20 protein-coding genes and 1 tRNA gene are annotated in these 16336 nt (G+C 71.4%); 15 read left to right on the top strand and 6 right to left on the bottom strand.

What is annotated here, in order from left to right:
* The 15 genes from D1825_RS05210 to D1825_RS05140 all read left to right on the top strand — a co-directional run.
* Positions 1-1014, top strand: a 1014-nt coding sequence (locus tag D1825_RS05210) for a Gp37-like protein (RefSeq protein ID WP_138067470.1), incomplete at its 5' end; no start/stop codon positions are given.
* Positions 1014-2000, top strand: a complete 987-nt coding sequence (locus D1825_RS05205) for a hypothetical protein (RefSeq protein WP_118766392.1) — start codon at positions 1014-1016, stop codon at positions 1998-2000. The genes D1825_RS05210 and D1825_RS05205, both read left to right, overlap by 1 nt.
* Positions 2000-2407 (top strand): hypothetical protein, encoded by a 408-nt coding sequence (locus tag D1825_RS05200; protein WP_118766391.1) that lies wholly within the window; start codon positions 2000-2002, stop codon positions 2405-2407. The genes D1825_RS05205 and D1825_RS05200 overlap by 1 nt, the downstream gene beginning before the upstream one ends.
* Positions 2404-2682: a hypothetical protein gene (locus D1825_RS05195; RefSeq protein WP_118766390.1), complete on the top strand. Its 279-nt coding sequence runs from the start codon at positions 2404-2406 to the stop codon at positions 2680-2682. The genes D1825_RS05200 and D1825_RS05195 overlap by 4 nt, the downstream gene beginning before the upstream one ends.
* A 64-nt stretch (positions 2683-2746) precedes the next feature.
* Positions 2747-3493: a D-alanyl-D-alanine carboxypeptidase family protein gene (locus D1825_RS05190; protein ID WP_118766389.1), complete on the top strand. Its 747-nt coding sequence runs from the start codon at positions 2747-2749 to the stop codon at positions 3491-3493.
* Between the two features lie 88 nt (positions 3494-3581).
* Entirely contained in the window at positions 3582-3920 is a 339-nt protein-coding gene (locus D1825_RS05185) for a hypothetical protein (RefSeq protein ID WP_118766388.1), read from the top strand.
* Positions 3921-3923: 3 nt separating this feature from the next.
* A complete protein-coding gene (locus tag D1825_RS05180) occupies positions 3924-4970 on the top strand; it encodes a hypothetical protein (RefSeq protein WP_118766387.1) in 1047 nt (348 codons plus the stop codon).
* The gene (locus tag D1825_RS05175) at positions 4967-6823 is read left to right on the top strand and encodes a right-handed parallel beta-helix repeat-containing protein (protein ID WP_138067469.1); all 1857 of its coding nucleotides are present in this window, start codon (positions 4967-4969) and stop codon (positions 6821-6823) included. The genes D1825_RS05180 and D1825_RS05175 overlap by 4 nt, the downstream gene beginning before the upstream one ends.
* A gap of 13 nt (positions 6824-6836) precedes the next feature.
* Positions 6837-8237: a PKD domain-containing protein gene (locus D1825_RS05170; protein ID WP_118766385.1), complete on the top strand. Its 1401-nt coding sequence runs from the start codon at positions 6837-6839 to the stop codon at positions 8235-8237.
* Position 8238: 1 nt separating this feature from the next.
* Positions 8239-8721, top strand: a complete 483-nt coding sequence (locus D1825_RS05165; protein WP_118766384.1) for a hypothetical protein — start codon at positions 8239-8241, stop codon at positions 8719-8721.
* Between the two features lie 9 nt (positions 8722-8730).
* Positions 8731-9006 (top strand): hypothetical protein, encoded by a 276-nt coding sequence (locus tag D1825_RS17965; RefSeq protein ID WP_138067468.1) that lies wholly within the window; start codon positions 8731-8733, stop codon positions 9004-9006.
* A gap of 68 nt (positions 9007-9074) precedes the next feature.
* On the top strand, positions 9075-9557 hold the full coding sequence (locus D1825_RS05155; protein ID WP_118766382.1) for a hypothetical protein: 483 nt from the start codon (positions 9075-9077) through the stop codon (positions 9555-9557).
* Positions 9554-9829, top strand: coding sequence for a hypothetical protein (locus D1825_RS05150; RefSeq protein ID WP_118766381.1), 276 nt, complete (start codon positions 9554-9556; stop codon positions 9827-9829). The genes D1825_RS05155 and D1825_RS05150 overlap by 4 nt, the downstream gene beginning before the upstream one ends.
* Positions 9830-9841: 12 nt before the next feature.
* Complete coding sequence (locus tag D1825_RS05145; RefSeq protein WP_118766380.1) at positions 9842-10051, top strand: hypothetical protein; 210 nt, start codon at positions 9842-9844, stop codon at positions 10049-10051.
* 211 nt (positions 10052-10262) lie between these two features.
* On the top strand, positions 10263-10511 hold the full coding sequence (locus D1825_RS05140; protein ID WP_118766379.1) for a hypothetical protein: 249 nt from the start codon (positions 10263-10265) through the stop codon (positions 10509-10511).
* Positions 10512-10718: 207 nt separating this feature from the next.
* Here the strand turns inward: D1825_RS05140 and D1825_RS18180 are convergent, their stop codons facing one another.
* The 6 genes from D1825_RS18180 to D1825_RS05115 all read right to left on the bottom strand — a co-directional run bounded on the left by D1825_RS18180 (position 10719) and on the right by D1825_RS05115 (position 15960).
* Positions 10719-10865, bottom strand: coding sequence for a hypothetical protein (locus D1825_RS18180; protein ID WP_158580680.1), 147 nt, complete (start codon positions 10863-10865; stop codon positions 10719-10721).
* 229 nt (positions 10866-11094) lie between these two features.
* Positions 11095-11168, bottom strand: a tRNA-Leu gene (locus tag D1825_RS05135).
* Positions 11169-11254: 86 nt separating this feature from the next.
* Positions 11255-12745 carry an NAD(P)/FAD-dependent oxidoreductase gene (locus D1825_RS05130; protein WP_118766378.1) on the bottom strand — a complete coding sequence of 497 codons (1491 nt, stop codon included), beginning with the start codon at positions 12743-12745 and terminating at the stop codon, positions 11255-11257.
* Positions 12746-12848: 103 nt separating this feature from the next.
* Entirely contained in the window at positions 12849-14345 is a 1497-nt protein-coding gene (locus tag D1825_RS05125) for a GH1 family beta-glucosidase (protein ID WP_325051462.1), read from the bottom strand.
* Positions 14346-14500: 155 nt separating this feature from the next.
* The gene (locus D1825_RS05120; protein WP_118766377.1) at positions 14501-15634 is read right to left on the bottom strand and encodes an RAD23 family protein; all 1134 of its coding nucleotides are present in this window, start codon (positions 15632-15634) and stop codon (positions 14501-14503) included.
* A complete protein-coding gene (locus D1825_RS05115) occupies positions 15631-15960 on the bottom strand; it encodes a PadR family transcriptional regulator (RefSeq protein WP_118766376.1) in 330 nt (109 codons plus the stop codon). The genes D1825_RS05120 and D1825_RS05115 overlap by 4 nt, the downstream gene beginning before the upstream one ends.
* Positions 15961-16336: the final 376 nt, after the last annotated feature.

The raw sequence follows: 16336 nt of genomic DNA, 5'->3' as shown, positions 1-16336 counted from the left end.
GACGAGGAGTGCGTCGAAGACCTCCTCACCGCCGGCGCGCGCGCCCGGGTGCTGTACCGGGCGGACCCCGCTGAGAATCCGCGCACGCTGCTGCACCACGTCGGCGGCCGGGTCGTCACCCAGTCCGGCGACGACAACGACGGGAACGCGACGTGCACGTTCGCGCTCGTCGACGACTGGGACCTGTTCAACCAGATGCTCGGGCGGCCCGTGCCGGGCAGTTCCCTAGCGACCGGGCAGGGCACCGGCGTGTGGGCGGCCACAGGCCCCGCCGAGACGGTCGTCAAGGCACTGGTGAACGCGAACGCCGGCAGCGTCCCCTACACGCTGACCGTCCCCGCCTCGTCGGGCCGCGGATCCACGATCACGGTGAACATCCGGATGACGCCGCTGACCGACCGGCTGTTGCCCGCGCTCGACTTCGCTGGCATCGGCATCAGCGCCCGCATGAACACCTCGGGCGGCATCACTGTCGACGCGTTCGCCCCGACGACGCACACGGCACCCATCACCGAGCGCTCCGGGCTCGTGTCCGGGACCTACGCGATCGCGGCGCCTACCGCGACGCGCGCGCTGGTTCGCGGCGGTGACGTCTCCGGTGTCCCGAAGTACCGCGAGCTGGTCGCGACCGTACTCGAAGCGGAGTGGGGCTTTACCGGGTGGACGTACGTCGAGGCGACCGACACCACGGACAACGCCGTCATGGACGCACGTGCGCAGGAGGCCCTCGACGTGGCCGCACCGAAGGTGTCCCTGTCGGTCGAGCTCGTCGAGTCGGACGACTGGCGCTACGGCGTCACGTTCGGCCTCGGCGACGAGATCCCCATCCAGATGAACGGTGCACCGCTCATCACCGACCGCGTCACGGAGGTCGAGATCACCCAGCGCATCGGCGAAGGGCTCGTCGTGACACCCCGCATCGGAGACCACACGAACACGCCGGATCAGGTCCTGGTCAAGGCGATCCGCACCCTCGCCCGGTCCGCCCGGGTCAACATGCCCGGGAGGCACTGATGGCTGGTGAGGCCACCGACAACGTCGGGTTCAAGGGCACCGTCGACAGCACGGAGACTCCGCTGGTCCTCGGCAGGGGTTCGCGCTACGCCATCCAGACCGCCTCCGCCCTCAAGGCCACGCCAGGTGCCGGAGACCGGGCGGTCGCGATCGCACCCGGCTCCGCGTGGGGTGACGGTGTCCTGTCGACGTGGGCTGGCCCGTCCCCCGTCACCGTCACTGGCGGCACGGTCTCCTCCGGTTCGCGCTGGGACACCGTGGTCATCCGCCGCACGTGGCAGCCGCTCTCTTCGCCGACCGGACTAGCGCAGATCATGCTGCTGCCCGGTGGGACCGCGAAGGAGATCAGTTCGAGCCGCAAGATCGACGCCGGCCTGACGCAGTCGGACCAACCGATCGCGCTCGTCCGGTTCACCGCTGGCCAGACCGCGGTGCAGGAGATCGTCGACCTGCGCTGCTGGGCAGGCCCCGGCGGCCTGTACGCGAACGAGCTCGAGGTGCTGCAGTACCTCAACGATCCCGGCACCCGGATCCGCATCCGCGACACGCAGTGGGACCGTGTCGTCGATCCGACGAACGCCACCCTGGTGTGGGCGCCGAGCCCGCTGCGCACGGAGACGACCGCAGCGGGCGGCGATGGCGTCGCCGCAACGGGCTGGGCTGTCGTCCCGGCCGAGACGAAGATCGTGCGACGCGGCAAGGAACGCGAGCTGTGGCTCGGCCTGCTGCGCCCCGGCGCTGCGGTCACCGTCGACGCCACCGGCAACGTCGCCGACCAGCTGATCTACACCCTCGCAGCCCAGGACAGCACCCCGACGGTGCCGTGCAGCGTCATGTACCGGACGACGAACTCCATCGACATGGGACAGGTCTACATCTCGGGCCGGTCGCTGATCCTGTCGTCGTTGACGGGCAACCGGCCTCTGGCCCAGCGCCCTACGGGCTCACCGTCGCTGTACCTGCACGCGATGTGGACGGTCGACTGATGCGCCTCAACGGGAAGCGTGGCTCTTTCCTGCTGCCCTTCGGCCTCATCCACTTCGCGTTCGGGGCGGCGTACATCTTCCCCGAGACGACGGAGAGCACGGCCAAGTCCATCGGCTTCCTGCTGCGTCTCGGCGTCCCGGTTGTGATCGCGGGTCTGCCGTGGGTTCTCTCCGCCATCGCGGCCATCGCCGCGGCGTTCGACCGCGGCCGCGACTGGTATGGGTTCGCCGCACTCGTCGCCGTCCACGTGGCCTGGACGTTCGTGTTCCTGCTGTCGTGGGTCCTGGGTGACAACCCCCGCGGCTACGCCTGGGCGCTCATGTTCGCGGGCCTCGCGTGGGCGACGTACACCGTTTCGGGAATGGTGGACCCGGACTCCGTGAAGCACCCGGACGTCCAGAAGTGAACGCGGGCTGGCTGACGGTCGTCGGCACCGTCGTCGCGACCCTCGGCGTCGTGTGGGCTGCACTGGCCGCCCGGTCCGCCTCGCTGCGGTCCGCGAAGGTCACCGACGAGGGCAAGTTCCGTGAGCAGCTGATGGAGCGCGTCGACAAGCTCGAGACTCGCGTCGCCGTCGTGGAGAAGCAGTCTGAGGCGCGCATGGCGTTCATCAACGTCCTCGAGAACCACATCTGGATGGGCAAGCAGCCACCACCGCCCGAGCGCCCGTCCGGCCTCTGACCCCTCACCACCATCACCCCGAGCTGTCTGGCGTCGGGGCCCGACCCGTGCCCGGAGGTTCCCCATGGCCGTGAAGAACGGACAGCTCCCCTCGTCCCTGCTCGTGCGCACCTCCGACGGCGACCTGCTCGTGGCCTCCGCGGCCGCGTCGTACGAGCGCCTCAACCGGGAGTTCACGAAGAAGTTCGGCAAGCGCCTGACGATCACCGACGGGTACCGCAGCCTGGCCCGACAGCACGACATGTTCGACGACCTCGGCTACCCGAAGGCCGCCTACCCCGGCCAGTCGAACCACGGCCTGGGCATCGCGTGCGACTTCGGGTCCGGCGTGAACACGTACACGTCCGCCGAGCACCGGTGGATGGACACCGTCGGGCGCCGCCACGGGTGGATCCCACTGTGGGAGTCCCTCGGCAAGAAGCGCAACGACTTCGAGCCCTGGCACTGGGTGCACGTCCCGTCAAAGGACCGGTACCCGTTCCGCAAGGTCAGCGTGAACGGGCGGCTCGACGTCGCCACCACGTTCGCGCTGCAGCGCGCGCTCGGCCGCCCCGTCACCGACGGGTCCAGCGCCGCCGGGCACCTCGCCCTGTGGAAGGCCATCCAGCGGCGCCTCAACAAGCGGCTCGCCGGCACCAAGGGCTTCAAGCCGCTGACCGTCGACGGCAAGGCCGGCCCCGCGACGATCCGGGCCCTGCAGACGTGGCTGCGCCGCGTCCTGCCGATCCTGCGCCGCCCGAAGGTCGACGGCGTGTTCGGCCCCAACACCGTCAAGGCCCTGCAGCGCGCGCTCAACGCACGCCGCTTCTGACCATGCGCGCGCGGTGGGCCCTGCTGTGGGTCGCCGCGATCACCCTCCTCGCCGTCGCCGGCGCGTACCTCGGAACAGGAGCATGACCATGGGCGACCACTCCGCCGCCACCCCGAGCGAGCCCACAGGCGGCCTGTCCGACCGGGCCGTCTCCTACCTGCGCACCGCGGTGCCCGCCCTGTGGGGTGCCGCGATCGCGGCCACCCTCAAGGCCCTCGCCCCGCACCTGCCACCCGCGCTGTACCAGCAGCTCGCCGACGTGCTGTCGTCCGCGCTCGCGCAGTCGCTCGTCGTCTCCGCGGCGATCGCCGGCTGGTACTGGGTGTGGCGGCGAGCCGAGCCGTACATCCCCGACTGGGCGACCCGCGTCGTCCTCGGGTCGGCGCGCACCCCCGCCTACCGGGCACCCAGCGGCGGGGAGGGCTGACGCATGGCCATGGTCCAGTACCTGGCGATGCTCGCGGTCAACCCGGGCACCGGCCTGCCGAACCTGAACATCCGCAACCTGACCGGCCAGATCGTCCAGCCCGGCACCACCACCCCGGTGCCGATCTGGGAGGACATGGCCAAGACCATCGCGATCCCGTCGTCGCAGCTGACGATCACGGACCAGGGCTACACGCCCGGGTTCTGGGCCGACACGTTCGAGGTCCTCGAGTGGTGGGACGGCACGAACCGGGTTGTGATCTGGTCCCCGCAGGGGCTGACGAACGCGGCCATCGCTGCCCAGGCCTCATCGGAGGCTGCTGCCGCAGCGGCCTCCGACGAGGTTGCCGCGGTGTTCGCCGACCAGACGGCGGCTGCGGTCGCAGCGCAGGCCGCCGCGGAGGATGCGCGCGACATCGCCGCCGCGGCCGGGGCAGCGCTGCCCGACGGTGGCAACGTCGGGGACGTCCTGTACCGCGGCGCCACGCCACGAACCGGTCAGTGGCTGCCCGCCCCGACCGGTGGCGGCACCGCGGTCGTCGACTGGAACGTGGCGGGGTCGATCCAGAACAAGCCGCCGACGTTCCCGCCGTCGGCACACAACACGGCCATCGACACGCTGCGCACCGCCGACGGCGGGAACTCCCTCGCGACCATCGTCCTGAACCTGCTCAAGGCGACATCCCCGGATGCGATCCGCACCCTCATCGGGGCGGGCACTGGCAACGGCACCTCGAACGTGACGCTCGGTCGCGCCAGCGGGCAGGCCATGCCCGGTGACGTCGCGCTGAGCGCCGCCGAGATCACCGTCGGTGCGATCAGCGGCGTGTCCGCAGGCAACGCCCAGGGTGTGCTCGCCGAGCTCGCCGCACGCCCGTCCGGTGGCAGTGGTGGCGGAGGGAACGTCTACACCCGCGACTACGCCTCCGGCGCGTACCCCGTGCGCGGCACCCTGCCTACGGGCGCGGTCGTCTACTGGCGTGGCCCTGTCGCGCCGACCATCGGCGGCCTGTACGCCACGAGCGTCGACCGGTGGGAAGTGACGGCGTGAGCCCGACCCTCGGGTTGATCTACACCCCCGTCGGTGGGAACTGGACGTGCCCGGGCCGCCCGCCCCTGCCCGGCGGTGGGCAGTGGATTCCGCCGGCCGCGCGCGCTGCAGGGGCTGCCGTGCTCGGCACCGTCGACTACGACATCCCGACGACGAACGTCCTGTACGTCTCGACGTCCGGCAGCGACTCGAACCCCGGGACGGTCGGCTCGCCGAAGCGGACCGTCGCGGCAGCGTCCGAAGCCCTCAAGGGCACGAGCACGTCAGCAAACCCCGGCACGGTCGTCATCCGTGGCGGCACGTACCACGAGGGCGCCTACCAGCCCGGCAACGGGTACTACCTGCGGTGGCAGGCGTACCCCGGCGAGATTGTCTGGTTCGACGGCTCGACCGTCGCGTCGTCATGGACCGACAACGGCAACGGCACCTGGACGACCGCCTACACCGCACCCGCGATCCCGGGGATCGGAACCGACAAGATCGGCGACGACCCGAACGCCCTGCTGCCCGACATGTGCTTCTACGACGGCACCGAGCTCTACCAGGTCGCCGACGGCGCAACCCCGGCGGCCGGTCAGTTCTCGGTGAACCGCGGGAGCAACACCTTGACGATCGCCACCTCCCCGTCCGGGCACGAGGTCCGCTACTCCGACCTCGTCTACCTGCTGACGTCCGGGTCGCGCATCGACCTGCTCGGCCTGGGCATCCGCCGCTACCGCTGCGCCGGGAACACCCTGCACGTCGGGATGTACTACGGCGGCACGTCGGCCGACACCGTCATCGAGAACGTCCACGTCACGCAGATGGGCCGCAACGCGCTGTACGTCGGCAAGGACCGCACCCGCATCACCGCGACCACGTTCTACAAGATCGGCCAGACCGCGGTGCTCGGCGGCGATCTCGACGACCTCGTCATCGAGCAGTGCAAGATCCACCAGACCGACACCGGGAAGTGGAAGACGCAGCCCACGTCTGGGGCGATCAAGCTGACCGTCGCGCGCCGCTCGACCCTGCGGTTCAACCACATGCGGTACAGCCACAACGGCAACATGATCTGGTACGACGTCTCCTGCTCGCAGGTCCTCTGCTACGGCAACGACATCGACGGCACCAGCCTCGACGGGACGACCTACGCCGACTCGGGCATCTGCTACGAGGAGTGCGACGGCGGGTTCTGGGACGGCGTGCAGTACCAGTCCCTCATCGCGGCGAACACCGTCGTGAACTGCCACAAGTCGATCGTCATCTGCGCGTCGGGCAACGTCGACGTCGCGAACAACACCATCGGCGCATCGTGGGCCGGGTCCGCGCAGGCGATCCTCGTGCTGCAGGACCGGGACATTAACCACGGCGGGCAGGAGCCCGCGATCAACGTGCCGTGGTGGTGCGCCGGGGTGGCGATCCTGAACAACCGGGTCCTGGCCCAGTCGAACGGGTGGCAGCTGCTCGCCTATGACTCCCAGGGTGAGGTCCCGCGGCCGCGCGCGGTTGCGGCCCACCTGGGCTCCGCGTCCGGTCAGCAGATCGGCGGCGCGATGCTCTCGAAGGTCGCCGGGAACTGGTTCGCGCCCGCGACCGGCTCGAGCTCGTCGGGCTCGGTCATGGCGACCATCGGCAAGGCCGACGGTGGCCGCACGAACGCGAACACCCCCGCTGCGCTCGCCGCACCCAACGCGGCCTACGGGCTGTCCAGTTCGAACATCGGCACGAACTACCAGTCGGCCGCCGAGCCGACCAGTGCCGCGGACCACGCGACCTCGGAGCCCATCACCGCGCGCATCGCAGTCCTGTTCGACGCCGCCGCGGGCATGCACTACGTCGGCAACCCCCTGCCCGCACCCGTACCAGTCTGACCGGAGGCACACCATGACGAAGTACCGCTGGGGCATGGAGGGGGTCGCGAACGGAACCGCGTTCACGACCAGCACCCTCACCTCGACCGCCCCGACCGGCCTCAACGCGACCACGGTCTCCAACGGCACCGGGTCGAACGCGTCGGACAACACGCACGTCCACACTGGGTCGCAGGCCCTCAAGGTCACGATCCCCACGTCGTCGTCGCAGTCGTACCGGCTGCCGTTCGCTGCGGCGAACAACGCCGCAGCGATCAGCTTCTGCTTCTGGCTCGCAGCCGCACCCGCGGCGAACTTCCCGATCCTGACGCTGCGGCACTCCTCGGGCATCGCCGGGCGCCTGCAGTTCAACTCGGCGGGGAAGCTCATCCTGCTCGACTCCGCCGGCACCGGCACGATCGGCACGTCGACCGGCACTGTCACCTTCGGGCAATGGAACGTCGTCGACATCGTCGTGAACACGACGACCGGCAACATCACCGCGAACCTGCGCGCCGCCGGGTCCGGCACCGTCGTCGCGACCGTCACCGGCACCGGCGCGTCCCTGTCAGGCAACGCCCTGACGCACATCGACCTCGGTGCGCCGTCCGGCAACGGCACCGGCAGCACGCAGACCATCTGGTTCGACGACGTCCAGCTCGACGACGGCGCCACGAGCGAGATCGGCGAGTACGTTGCCGCAAACGTGCCGCCGTCGCTGTCCCTGACGGGCATCCAGACCGTCGCCGCATCTGCCGCCGTCACCTGCACGGCGACCGCGTCCGACTCCGACGGGTCGATCGTGTCCTACGCCTGGACCGGCACCCGCTACACCCCTGGCGCCGCCCCGGCGTCGATCACCCTCACGAACGCGGCGACCGCGACCTGCTCGTACACGGCCGCCTCGAGCGGCCCCGTGCTCGACGTCCTGCAGTGCATCGTCACCGACGACGGCGGCGCGACGAACACGAAGACCACCGAGGTCCGCGTCAACAGCGCCACGACGGCGATCACGACGCTGCGCATGAACGGCACCGGCGACTCGGGCTGGACGATCATCGGCGGCTCGACGTACGAGGGTCAGGCCCTCGGTGACGCCTCGAACACAACCCGCATGGAGTCCCCTGACTTCTCCGGCACCGTGTCGGAGCGTCGCTGGCGGCTGAGCCCGCGCGCTGTCGGGACCGCGCTGCGCCTCACCTTCTCCGACGCGGTGCTGACCGCATCGGGGTCGAACACCAACAAGGTCCGGCTCTACAGCGGCAGCACCCTGGTCGCCGAGCGCGCTACGTCCGCACTCAAGAAGTCCACCGACAACAGCGTCTCCGACGTGACGACGAGCGACCTGACGCTCTACTTCGACCTCACCGCACCCGAGGTCGCGGCGATCACGGACTGGGGCGCCCTCTGGGCGGCCGCCGCGACGGCGAGCTGACGTGGCACGCCTCCGGATCGGCGGGATCGGCGCGGACGACCCGCCCGCCGTCCCACGCCTGCGGATCGGTGGGATCTCCGCCGACGGTGCGGTCGTCGCGAGCTCGCGGCGCCTCCGCATCGGTGGCATCAGCGCCGACGGTGCGTTCGCGGTCCTGCTACAGCCCCTCACCGGGATGAGCGACGTCGAACCGCTGACGACGATCACCCTGACCGCCGTCCCCGCGCCCGGGTCCCCCACGCCGGACTCGTACGTGTGGTCCGTCGACTCGGGCGCCGCCGTGGTGTTCAGCGGCGCCGGCGCGACCCGCAGCTTCCCGGCGCCCGCATCACCGACGGGCGCGTCGACGACCATCGCCGTCCAGGCCGTGAAGTCCGGCGTCTACTCACCCGTCCAGAAGGCCACCTTCACCGTTCTGCCGCACCAGATCTGGCGGCCGAACGGTGCCGTGTGGGCGCCCGCCAAGACCGTCGCCCTCGTCTAGGAGACCACCATGACCATCTTCCCGAACGACACCCTGCTGAACATCGGCGTCGTCGCGATGGCCGCCGCCGCCACGCACATGTCGCTGCACACGGCGACCCCGAACGACTCAGGGTCCAACGCGAGCGCGGCGTCGCGCGTCGCGTGCGCCTGGCCGGCTGGGTCGGCTGGCGACTTCGGCACCCTGACCGGCAAGGCCTTCACGGGCGGTGCCGCGAACGGCGGTCGGCTTCTGGTCGGCCTCGACCGGCGGCACGTTCTACGGGCACGTGCCCGTGACCGGTGACGCGACCTTCAACAGCGCCGGCGAGTACACGATCGCCTCCCTGGCGGTCCCCGGCTCCGCGAGCTGACGTGGCACGCCTCCGGATCGGCGGGATCGGCGCGGACGCCTCACCACCAGGCTCGGGCACCGCGACGAGCTCCTTCAACTTCCACGCCACGGCGGCCGGCACTCGCGCCCCCAAGGGCAGCGCGGTCGGGGCGTTCGGCTACCAGGCCGCGGCCACCGGCAAGAGGGCGCCGGTCGGCACCGCGGTTGCCGCGTTCGGCTACACCTCGAGCGCGACCGGAAGGCGCACACCCCTCGCGGCCGCCGCGGCCGCCTTCGGTTACGCCGCCACCGCGGTCGGCAAGCGCACACCCGTCGGCGCGGCGTCGAGCTCGTTCCAGTGGGCCGCCACCGCGATCGGCAACGCACCACTCGTCGACAGCTACACCGGTCCACGGCACATCCTGACGCTCGGCCCCGGCGGCCCCCACCTCGCACCGTTCGCCGCAGGGCCGCCCCGACCCAACCCGCTCGTGTTCGCCTCACCCCAGGGAGGTACGCCGTGAAGCTCGACCCGGCCAGCCGCGAGTACGCCACCTGGCCCCTGGCTGCCATCCCCGACGGCGGCGGCCTCGAGGTCACGTTCGATGAGGGCGCGACCTGGCACGGCCTCACCGTCATCGACGACGAGGCGCGCATCCTCATCGCCGGCCCGGACGCCACCGGCAACCCTGGGGAGACCGTCGTGCTGCCGCGCGGATTCCACTACCCGCGCATCCGCGCGACCATCTCCCCCGAGCTGCTGGTGCGAGCCGCCGGCGAGATCAACGTCGCGTGAGATGGCGCGACGATGCTCACGTGGACTGAGGACGACGACCGCACGTTCCACCGGTACGCCGCCGCGGTGCTGTACGGGTGGGTCGAGATGATCGCCCCGTGCATCCTCGAGGACCTCACGCGGACCGAGGCCCCGTCGCATCGCGGCCGGCGTTGGCTGTTCGTCGGCACGGGCATCGTGCTTGCCTTCCTGTGGGGCCTGGTCGTCGCCCGACGGGCATGACGACCGGGGCCGCCCTACCGTGAACCGATGAGCTCCCCCATCCCCGACTTCGAGCCGGCCACGCAGCCTGAGCCCGGCGAGGCGCCCTCGGCGCCCTCCGGGCCGGAAGACCCGCCAGTTCCACCCGATGGCCCGCTGAACCCGGCATGACCGCGCCCCACCTCTGCCTCACAGCAGGGGTGGGGCGCTTCGTCATGCGTACACTTGTTCGATGCCGTGCCCGCCGGACGCCCGCTACGCGAAGTGGCTCGTGACCCGCACCGAGAACCCACCGGGGCAGAGCATCCTCGAGCCCCGCCGCCGCGCGATCGCCTGGGGCGCGCTCTACGACGGGCGCCACGTCTCGGTCCCGGTGTGGGCCGTTGCGCGGGCGCGAGGCTGGGTGTGCGTGGAGCAGAAGGTCGACGTGCACGAAACGTGGTTGGCATGGCTTCCGGCCGAGGACGTCCAGCCGGTCTAGCCGGCCGACGCGCCCCTCACCCTCGGGTGGGGGGCCTTTCGTCACGCCTCGGTTTGTCCTCCTCGGCGGCCCAGGCGTCCCGCATCCACTCCTCGCGGTGTGCGAGGAACTGCTGCCACTCCGCGTACCGCTCCTCGAAGTGCTGCTTCGCCCGACGCTCCTTGCGCACGTGAGCTCGCAGCGCACGAACAAGCGCGAGAGGTGACCTCACGTCTCCTCGTCCGGCACGATCGCGCCGCAGCGACGGCACACGGGGGTCTCGTCCCACTCCGACGCCACCCACGTGACCTTGTGCCCCAGGATCGCGCAACGCAGCGGGGTCCGTCGGGGCGGCTCGCGGTCTTCGTTGACCATGGCCAGAGTCCAGCGCACGAGAAGGACCGGTACGGCGGGCATCATCTTCGGCCTGGCCGGCGCGGGGTGGGCGGGCGGCCCGTGGTGACGCCCAAGCGCTTCGGTTCGTGTTGACGAGGTGCCGTTCGCGCCGACCAGAGCGCGTTCCGTATCGGTCGATGTTGACACGTCGCGTTGACAAGGAGCCTCGTGCATGGCCGTTCACCTCTCTGGCCTGCACAAATACCTGTACCCCCGCCGGGACTCGAACCCGGACTGAGTCGGGTTTAAGCCGACCGCCTCTGCCGATTGGGCTACGGGGGCCCGGCAGCATCCTGCCAGCCGCCCGGCGTCGGACGCGACGAAGCCCCCACCCGGATCCCGGGCGAGGGCTTCAGTCGGGCTGGCTCCTAGGCGTCGGCCTTCGCGGCGGGCGAGTCTTCCTCGGCCTTGATCGGCGGCAGCGCCGGGGGCTGCTCAGCCGGCGCGGTCTCGCCGAGCGGGGCCGGGCGCGGCTTGGGCGGCACCGACGCCGCGCGGAACTCCGCGCGCGGGTCGTGCAGCGAGCCGAGCGCGACGACCTCGCGGCGGAGCAGCAGCGAACCGGTCCAGCCGGCCATGATGCGCAGCTTGCGGTTGACGGTCGGCATCGCGAACACGTGGTACGAGCGGTGCAGCACCCACGCGAAGAAGCCGCGTACCTTGATCTTGCCGAACATCTGGGCGACGCCCTTGTACATGCCGAGCGATGCGACGGCACCGATGTTCTTGTGGCTGTACTCGGTCGGCTCGGCCGAGCGCAGGACGCGGGCCAGGTTGTCGCCGAGGTGGTTGCCCTCGCGCAGCGCGTGCTGGGCGTTGGGCGGGCAGAACTTGCCCGGGTTGTACAGATCCGGGACCGCGGCGCAGTCGCCGGCGGCGTAGGCGTCGGCGACGACGTTGCCCTCGGCGTCGACGACCTGCAGCTTCGCGTTGGTGGTCACGCGGCCCATCTGGTCGAGCGGCAGGTCGGAGCTGCCCAGCACCGGGTTCGCCTTGACGCCGGCGGTCCACACGATCGTCTCGGCGTCGAACTCGACCTTGTTGGACAGCACCACGTGGCCGCCGACGCACGACGACAGGAACGTCGAGAGGTGGATCTCGATGTTGCGCTTGCGCAGCTGCTCGAGCGTGTAGCCGCCGAGCTCCTCGCTGACCTCGGGGAGGATGCGGGGGCTGCCCTCGACCAGCACGAAGCGCAGCTCGTCCTGCTCGATCTGGTTGTAGTGCCGCACGGTGTAGCGCGCGATGTCCTCGAGCTCGCCGAGCGCCTCGACACCGGCGAACCCGCCGCCGACGAACACGAACGTCAGCATGCGCGCACGCAGCTCGGGGTCCCAGGTCGACGCGGCGATGTCGATCCGGTTGAGGATGTGGTTGCGGACCGCGATGGCCTCTTCGACGTTCTTGAAGCCGATGGCCTCCTCGGCCAGACCCGGGATCGGCAGCGTGCGGGCGACCGAGCCGAGGCCGACGACGAGGTGGTCGTACGTGATCCAGTACGCGTCGCCCTCCTCGGGCGTGATCTCGACCGTGCGCTGCGCGTGGTTGATCTGCGAGACCTTGCCCTGCAGCACGTCGACGCCCTTGAGCGCGCGACGGTGCGGGGCGACGACGTTGCGCGCGTCGATCGAGCCGGCCGCGGCCTCGGGGAGGAACGGCTGGTACGTCATGTACGGGCGGGGGTCGACGACGACGATCGCGGCCTCGCGCTTGCCGAGGCGCTTGCGCAGCCGGCGGGCCGTGTAGAGCCCGACAGTCCCGCCGCCGAGGATCACGACGCGCGGAACCTTGCGGGGCTTGGCCTTGACGGCCGTCGGGTTCGAGGCGGCGTCGACCTGGGTCGAGACAGTCTTTGGCATACGTTCACGGTAGTCCTCGGGCGCCGTCGGCACCTCCCCGTGAGACGGTGATACTGCGCACAAAGGCTGCGATCGGGCTGTGAGTCGCGTTACGCGGAGCCCCTCACGGAGCCACCGCATTGGCCGTGATCACGCCCGAGTACCAGTCCGCGCTGGCCTTCGGGGTGCGCTCCTGGGTGTCGAAGTCGACGTGCACGATGCCCCACCGCTGGGTCATCCCGCGGGCCCACTCGAAGTTGTCCAGCAGCGACCAGGCGTAGTACCCGCGCAGGTCGACGCCCTCGCCGATGGCACGAGCCGCCTGCTGCAGGTGCTCGCGCAGGAACACCACGCGGTCGTCGTCGTCGATGGCCCCGGCCCGGACGTCGGGTATGCCGTTCTCCGTGATGAGCAGCGGCGGCGCTCCGGGGTAGTCGCGCTTGAGGCGGGTCAGCAGGTCGTACAGACCCTCCGCGTGCACCTGCTGCCAGCCCGCGGGCGACGTCGGGTACAGCTGCACCCAGCTGCCGCTGTCGTTGACCGCGCCGACCCCGTAGTACTGGACCGCCAGGACGTCGCACGGCGCCGAGATGATCTCGAGGTCCCCGTCCTTGACGAGCGCGGTGAACGTCGCGGGGTCCGCGTGGAGCTGGCCGGAACGGTCGCCGATGGCGTCGTCGGGGTACGTGCCGAGCAGCACCGGGTCGAGGAACAGCCGGTTCTCGGACGAGTCGGCGCGCGCGGCCGGCTTCTGCGCCTGCCCGACGGGGTAGATGGGCTGGAGGTTGAGCGCGATCCCGATGTCGCCGACGGCACCCGAGTCCCGGAACGCCTGGACGGCCAGCCCGTGCGCGAGCAGCTGGTGGTGCACGGCGGCCGCGCCCTGGTCCGCGTCACCCGCGCCGGGCGCGTGCTCGGTGCCCGCGTAGCCGACGTACGCCGTCGTCTTGGGCTCGTTGATCGTCAGCCACGTGGCGTCGACGTCGCCGAGCGCCTCGAACATCACCGCTGCGTACTCGGCGAACCGGCTCGCGGTCTCGCGGTTGGTCCAGCCGCCCGCGTCCTGCAGCGGCTGCGGCAGGTCCCAGTGGTAGAGCGTGATCGCGGGCCGGATGCCCCGGTCGACGAGGCCGTCGACGAGCCGCCGGTAGAAGTCGATGCCGCGCTGGTTGGTGGCCCCGCTGCCGGTCGGGACGATGCGTGGCCACGCGACCGAGAACCGGTACGACGTGAGGCCGAGGCTCACCATCAGCTCGAGGTCCGACTCCCACAGGCGGTAGTGGTCCGCCGCAGGGTCGCCCGTCGACCCGTCGTCGATGTTCCCCGGCGCCTGGGCGAACGTGTCCCAGATGGACGGCCCGCGGCCGTCGACCGCCGTCGAGCCCTCGACCTGGAACGCCGACGTGGCCGATCCCCAGACGAAGCCCTTCGGGAACGCCATCGGCTCGGCGGGCGGGGTCCACGGGCCGCTCGGGGTGGGCGTGGGCGTCGCGGTGCTCGTCGGCCCCTGGGCGGGATCGCCCGTGCAGGCCGCGAGCAGACCCATCACCGCCAGGCCGCCGCCGAGCTGGAGGACGGTGCGGCGGTCGACGAACGGGCCGTCGTGGATGCGTGCGGACACTGCGGAAGCTCCTCGTCGAGCGGGCGTGGAACCGCTTCCACACCTGAGGTGCCCATCCTCCCAGCCGCGCAGCGCCGCGCGCCAGGGACCCTCTCCGGGGCGCCAGCGGCGGGAGAGGCCCCCTGGCTCCCCCGCCGCTGGTCGAGCCGACTGCGTCAGTCGGTCGCGCTCGGCGTCGGCTTCGGCGTCGCGCTCGCGTCAGGCGTCGCGCTCGCTCCGGGCGAGGCGCTGGCCCCCGGCTCCGCGCTGGCCTCCGGCTCCGCGGGGGTCGACGGCGCCGGGCTCAATGCATCGCCACTCGCGGGACCAGGCGTCAGGACCGCCCCCGCCTGCGCGAACGGCCATCGCGCGTCGGCCGCGGGGTCGAGGACGTCCGGGTTGAGCTCGTTCCACTGCTGCGTCCGCAGCGGGTAGACGTTCCAGAGCTGTGTCCCGTCGGCGGCCGTGGCCGGGACGAGCTGCCCGGACGTGCCCTGCGTGTCGTCGGACCAGTACCCGGTGTCGTCGCTCGTCGTCCTGACCGGTCGTCCTTGCTGGTCGAACACCTGGGCGCCGGCGACGGGCTTGCCGTCGGCGCCGTAGACGAACAGGTTGGTGACGAGCTCGCCGTTGACGTAGACGCCGTCCGACGGGGGCGGCGGGGTGTAGTAGCCGCCCGACGAGTCATCCGAACCCGTGTCGACGCCCGAGGCCAGGATCGGGAGCACCAGGACCAGCGCGAGCACGCTCGAGGCGCGCCAGAGCCAGTGCGTGACGCGGTGACCGCGCCACAGCCCGCGCCCCCACTGGACGCTGACGACGACGAGCGCGATCAGCAGCACCCAGTCGAGGATGCCGCGAGGCGGGGTCGCGCCCAGACCGAAGAGCCCTGCCGGGATGAGGTAGACGATCCAGCCTCGCAGCACCCACCACAGCGGCTCGAGGGTCTTCGCGAACGCGGCGAACCCCGGCCACCACGGCTGGGCGAAGAGCGGCGCCAGCCCGGCCAGCAGGTCCGCCCGGAACTGGGTCGCGTACCGCGCGAACGAGCGCCGGGTGCTGCGGGATTCCGCGGCGTCCAGCCCGGCGGCAGCCCGCAGGTCGTCGGCGTACTGCTGCGGCGTGCCGAACAGCCCGACGAGGCCGACCCCGGCCCCCGAGCGGTGGTCGTCGGCCAGCGCGTCGGCGAGCGCCTGCTCCAGGTCGTCGGTCAGGTCGTCGACCTGCTCCGTGGTGAGCCCGGTCAGGGCGCGACGGACGTCGGCCGCGTAGGCGGCGACGTCGGCGGTGGGTGCGTCGAGCACGCTCATCGGACTACCTCCGTCTCGAGCAGGCCGGACATCGTGCCCGCGAAGCCCTGCCAGTCCTTGCGCTGCGCGTCGAGCATCGAGCGCCCCTGCGCGTTGATCCCGTAGTACTTGCGGTGCGGGCCCTCGTCGCTCGGCACGACGTAGGACGTCAGCGCGCCCGACGAGTACAGCCGCCGCAGCGTCCCGTACACCGACGCGTCACCGACCTCCTCCAGCCCTGCCGCGCGCAGTCGTCGGACCACGTCGTACCCGTACCCGTCCTCGTGCGCGACGACGGCAAGGACCGCCACGTCGAGCACGCCCTTGAGCAGCTGCGTGGTGTCCATGCCGCCCTCCTTCACGTGTGGTGCGGGCGCCCCTCCGACTCCCGCGATCCGCACACTACTGCGCATCCCGCACTACCGTCCACCGCGACACACCGTCTTCTTCGGCGGACTGAACGCTCGCCGACGCGCCCCACCTCCGGCGAGATCCGGGGATGACCGCGCGGACGTGGTGTGGGGGTGGGCGAAAGCAGCGCAAGCAGGGACGGGTCGCGCTGGTATCGGAGGGGGCACCGCGGGGTGGACCGGGCCGGCGGACCGGGTTGGCACCGCGAGGCGTGCCAGGACGATGGCGCGGGGCTCGCAGCGCGCGCGAGGGGCGGGCCAGCCCCACGGGGCGGGGGCGGCGCGGCGGCGCGCGGCAGGCGCGCGAAGGCGG

The sequence above is a fragment of the Cellulomonas rhizosphaerae genome (assembly GCF_003470205.1).
Classification (GTDB): domain Bacteria; phylum Actinomycetota; class Actinomycetes; order Actinomycetales; family Cellulomonadaceae; genus Cellulomonas; species Cellulomonas rhizosphaerae.
This window is presented reverse-complemented; position numbering and strand designations above follow the sequence as displayed.

Excerpts from the sequence above, each read along its gene's own strand:
- D1825_RS05185 (WP_118766388.1), top strand. The coding sequence starts at position 3,582 with ATGGGCGACCACTCCGCCGCCACCCCGAGCGAGCCCACAGGCGGCCTG.
- D1825_RS05180 (WP_118766387.1), top strand. The coding sequence starts at position 3,924 with ATGGCCATGGTCCAGTACCTGGCGATGCTCGCGGTCAACCCGGGCACC.
- D1825_RS05205 (WP_118766392.1), top strand. The coding sequence starts at position 1,014 with ATGGCTGGTGAGGCCACCGACAACGTCGGGTTCAAGGGCACCGTCGAC.
- D1825_RS05130 (WP_118766378.1), bottom strand. The coding sequence starts at position 12,745 with ATGCCAAAGACTGTCTCGACCCAGGTCGACGCCGCCTCGAACCCGACG.
- D1825_RS05140 (WP_118766379.1), top strand. The coding sequence starts at position 10,263 with ATGCCGTGCCCGCCGGACGCCCGCTACGCGAAGTGGCTCGTGACCCGC.
- D1825_RS05145 (WP_118766380.1), top strand. The coding sequence starts at position 9,842 with ATGCTCACGTGGACTGAGGACGACGACCGCACGTTCCACCGGTACGCC.
- D1825_RS05115 (WP_118766376.1), bottom strand. The coding sequence starts at position 15,960 with ATGGACACCACGCAGCTGCTCAAGGGCGTGCTCGACGTGGCGGTCCTT.
- D1825_RS17965 (WP_138067468.1), top strand. The coding sequence starts at position 8,731 with ATGACCATCTTCCCGAACGACACCCTGCTGAACATCGGCGTCGTCGCG.
- D1825_RS05190 (WP_118766389.1), top strand. The coding sequence starts at position 2,747 with ATGGCCGTGAAGAACGGACAGCTCCCCTCGTCCCTGCTCGTGCGCACC.
- D1825_RS18180 (WP_158580680.1), bottom strand. The coding sequence starts at position 10,865 with ATGGTCAACGAAGACCGCGAGCCGCCCCGACGGACCCCGCTGCGTTGC.
- D1825_RS05200 (WP_118766391.1), top strand. The coding sequence starts at position 2,000 with ATGCGCCTCAACGGGAAGCGTGGCTCTTTCCTGCTGCCCTTCGGCCTC.
- D1825_RS05170 (WP_118766385.1), top strand. The coding sequence starts at position 6,837 with ATGACGAAGTACCGCTGGGGCATGGAGGGGGTCGCGAACGGAACCGCG.
- D1825_RS05120 (WP_118766377.1), bottom strand. The coding sequence starts at position 15,634 with ATGAGCGTGCTCGACGCACCCACCGCCGACGTCGCCGCCTACGCGGCC.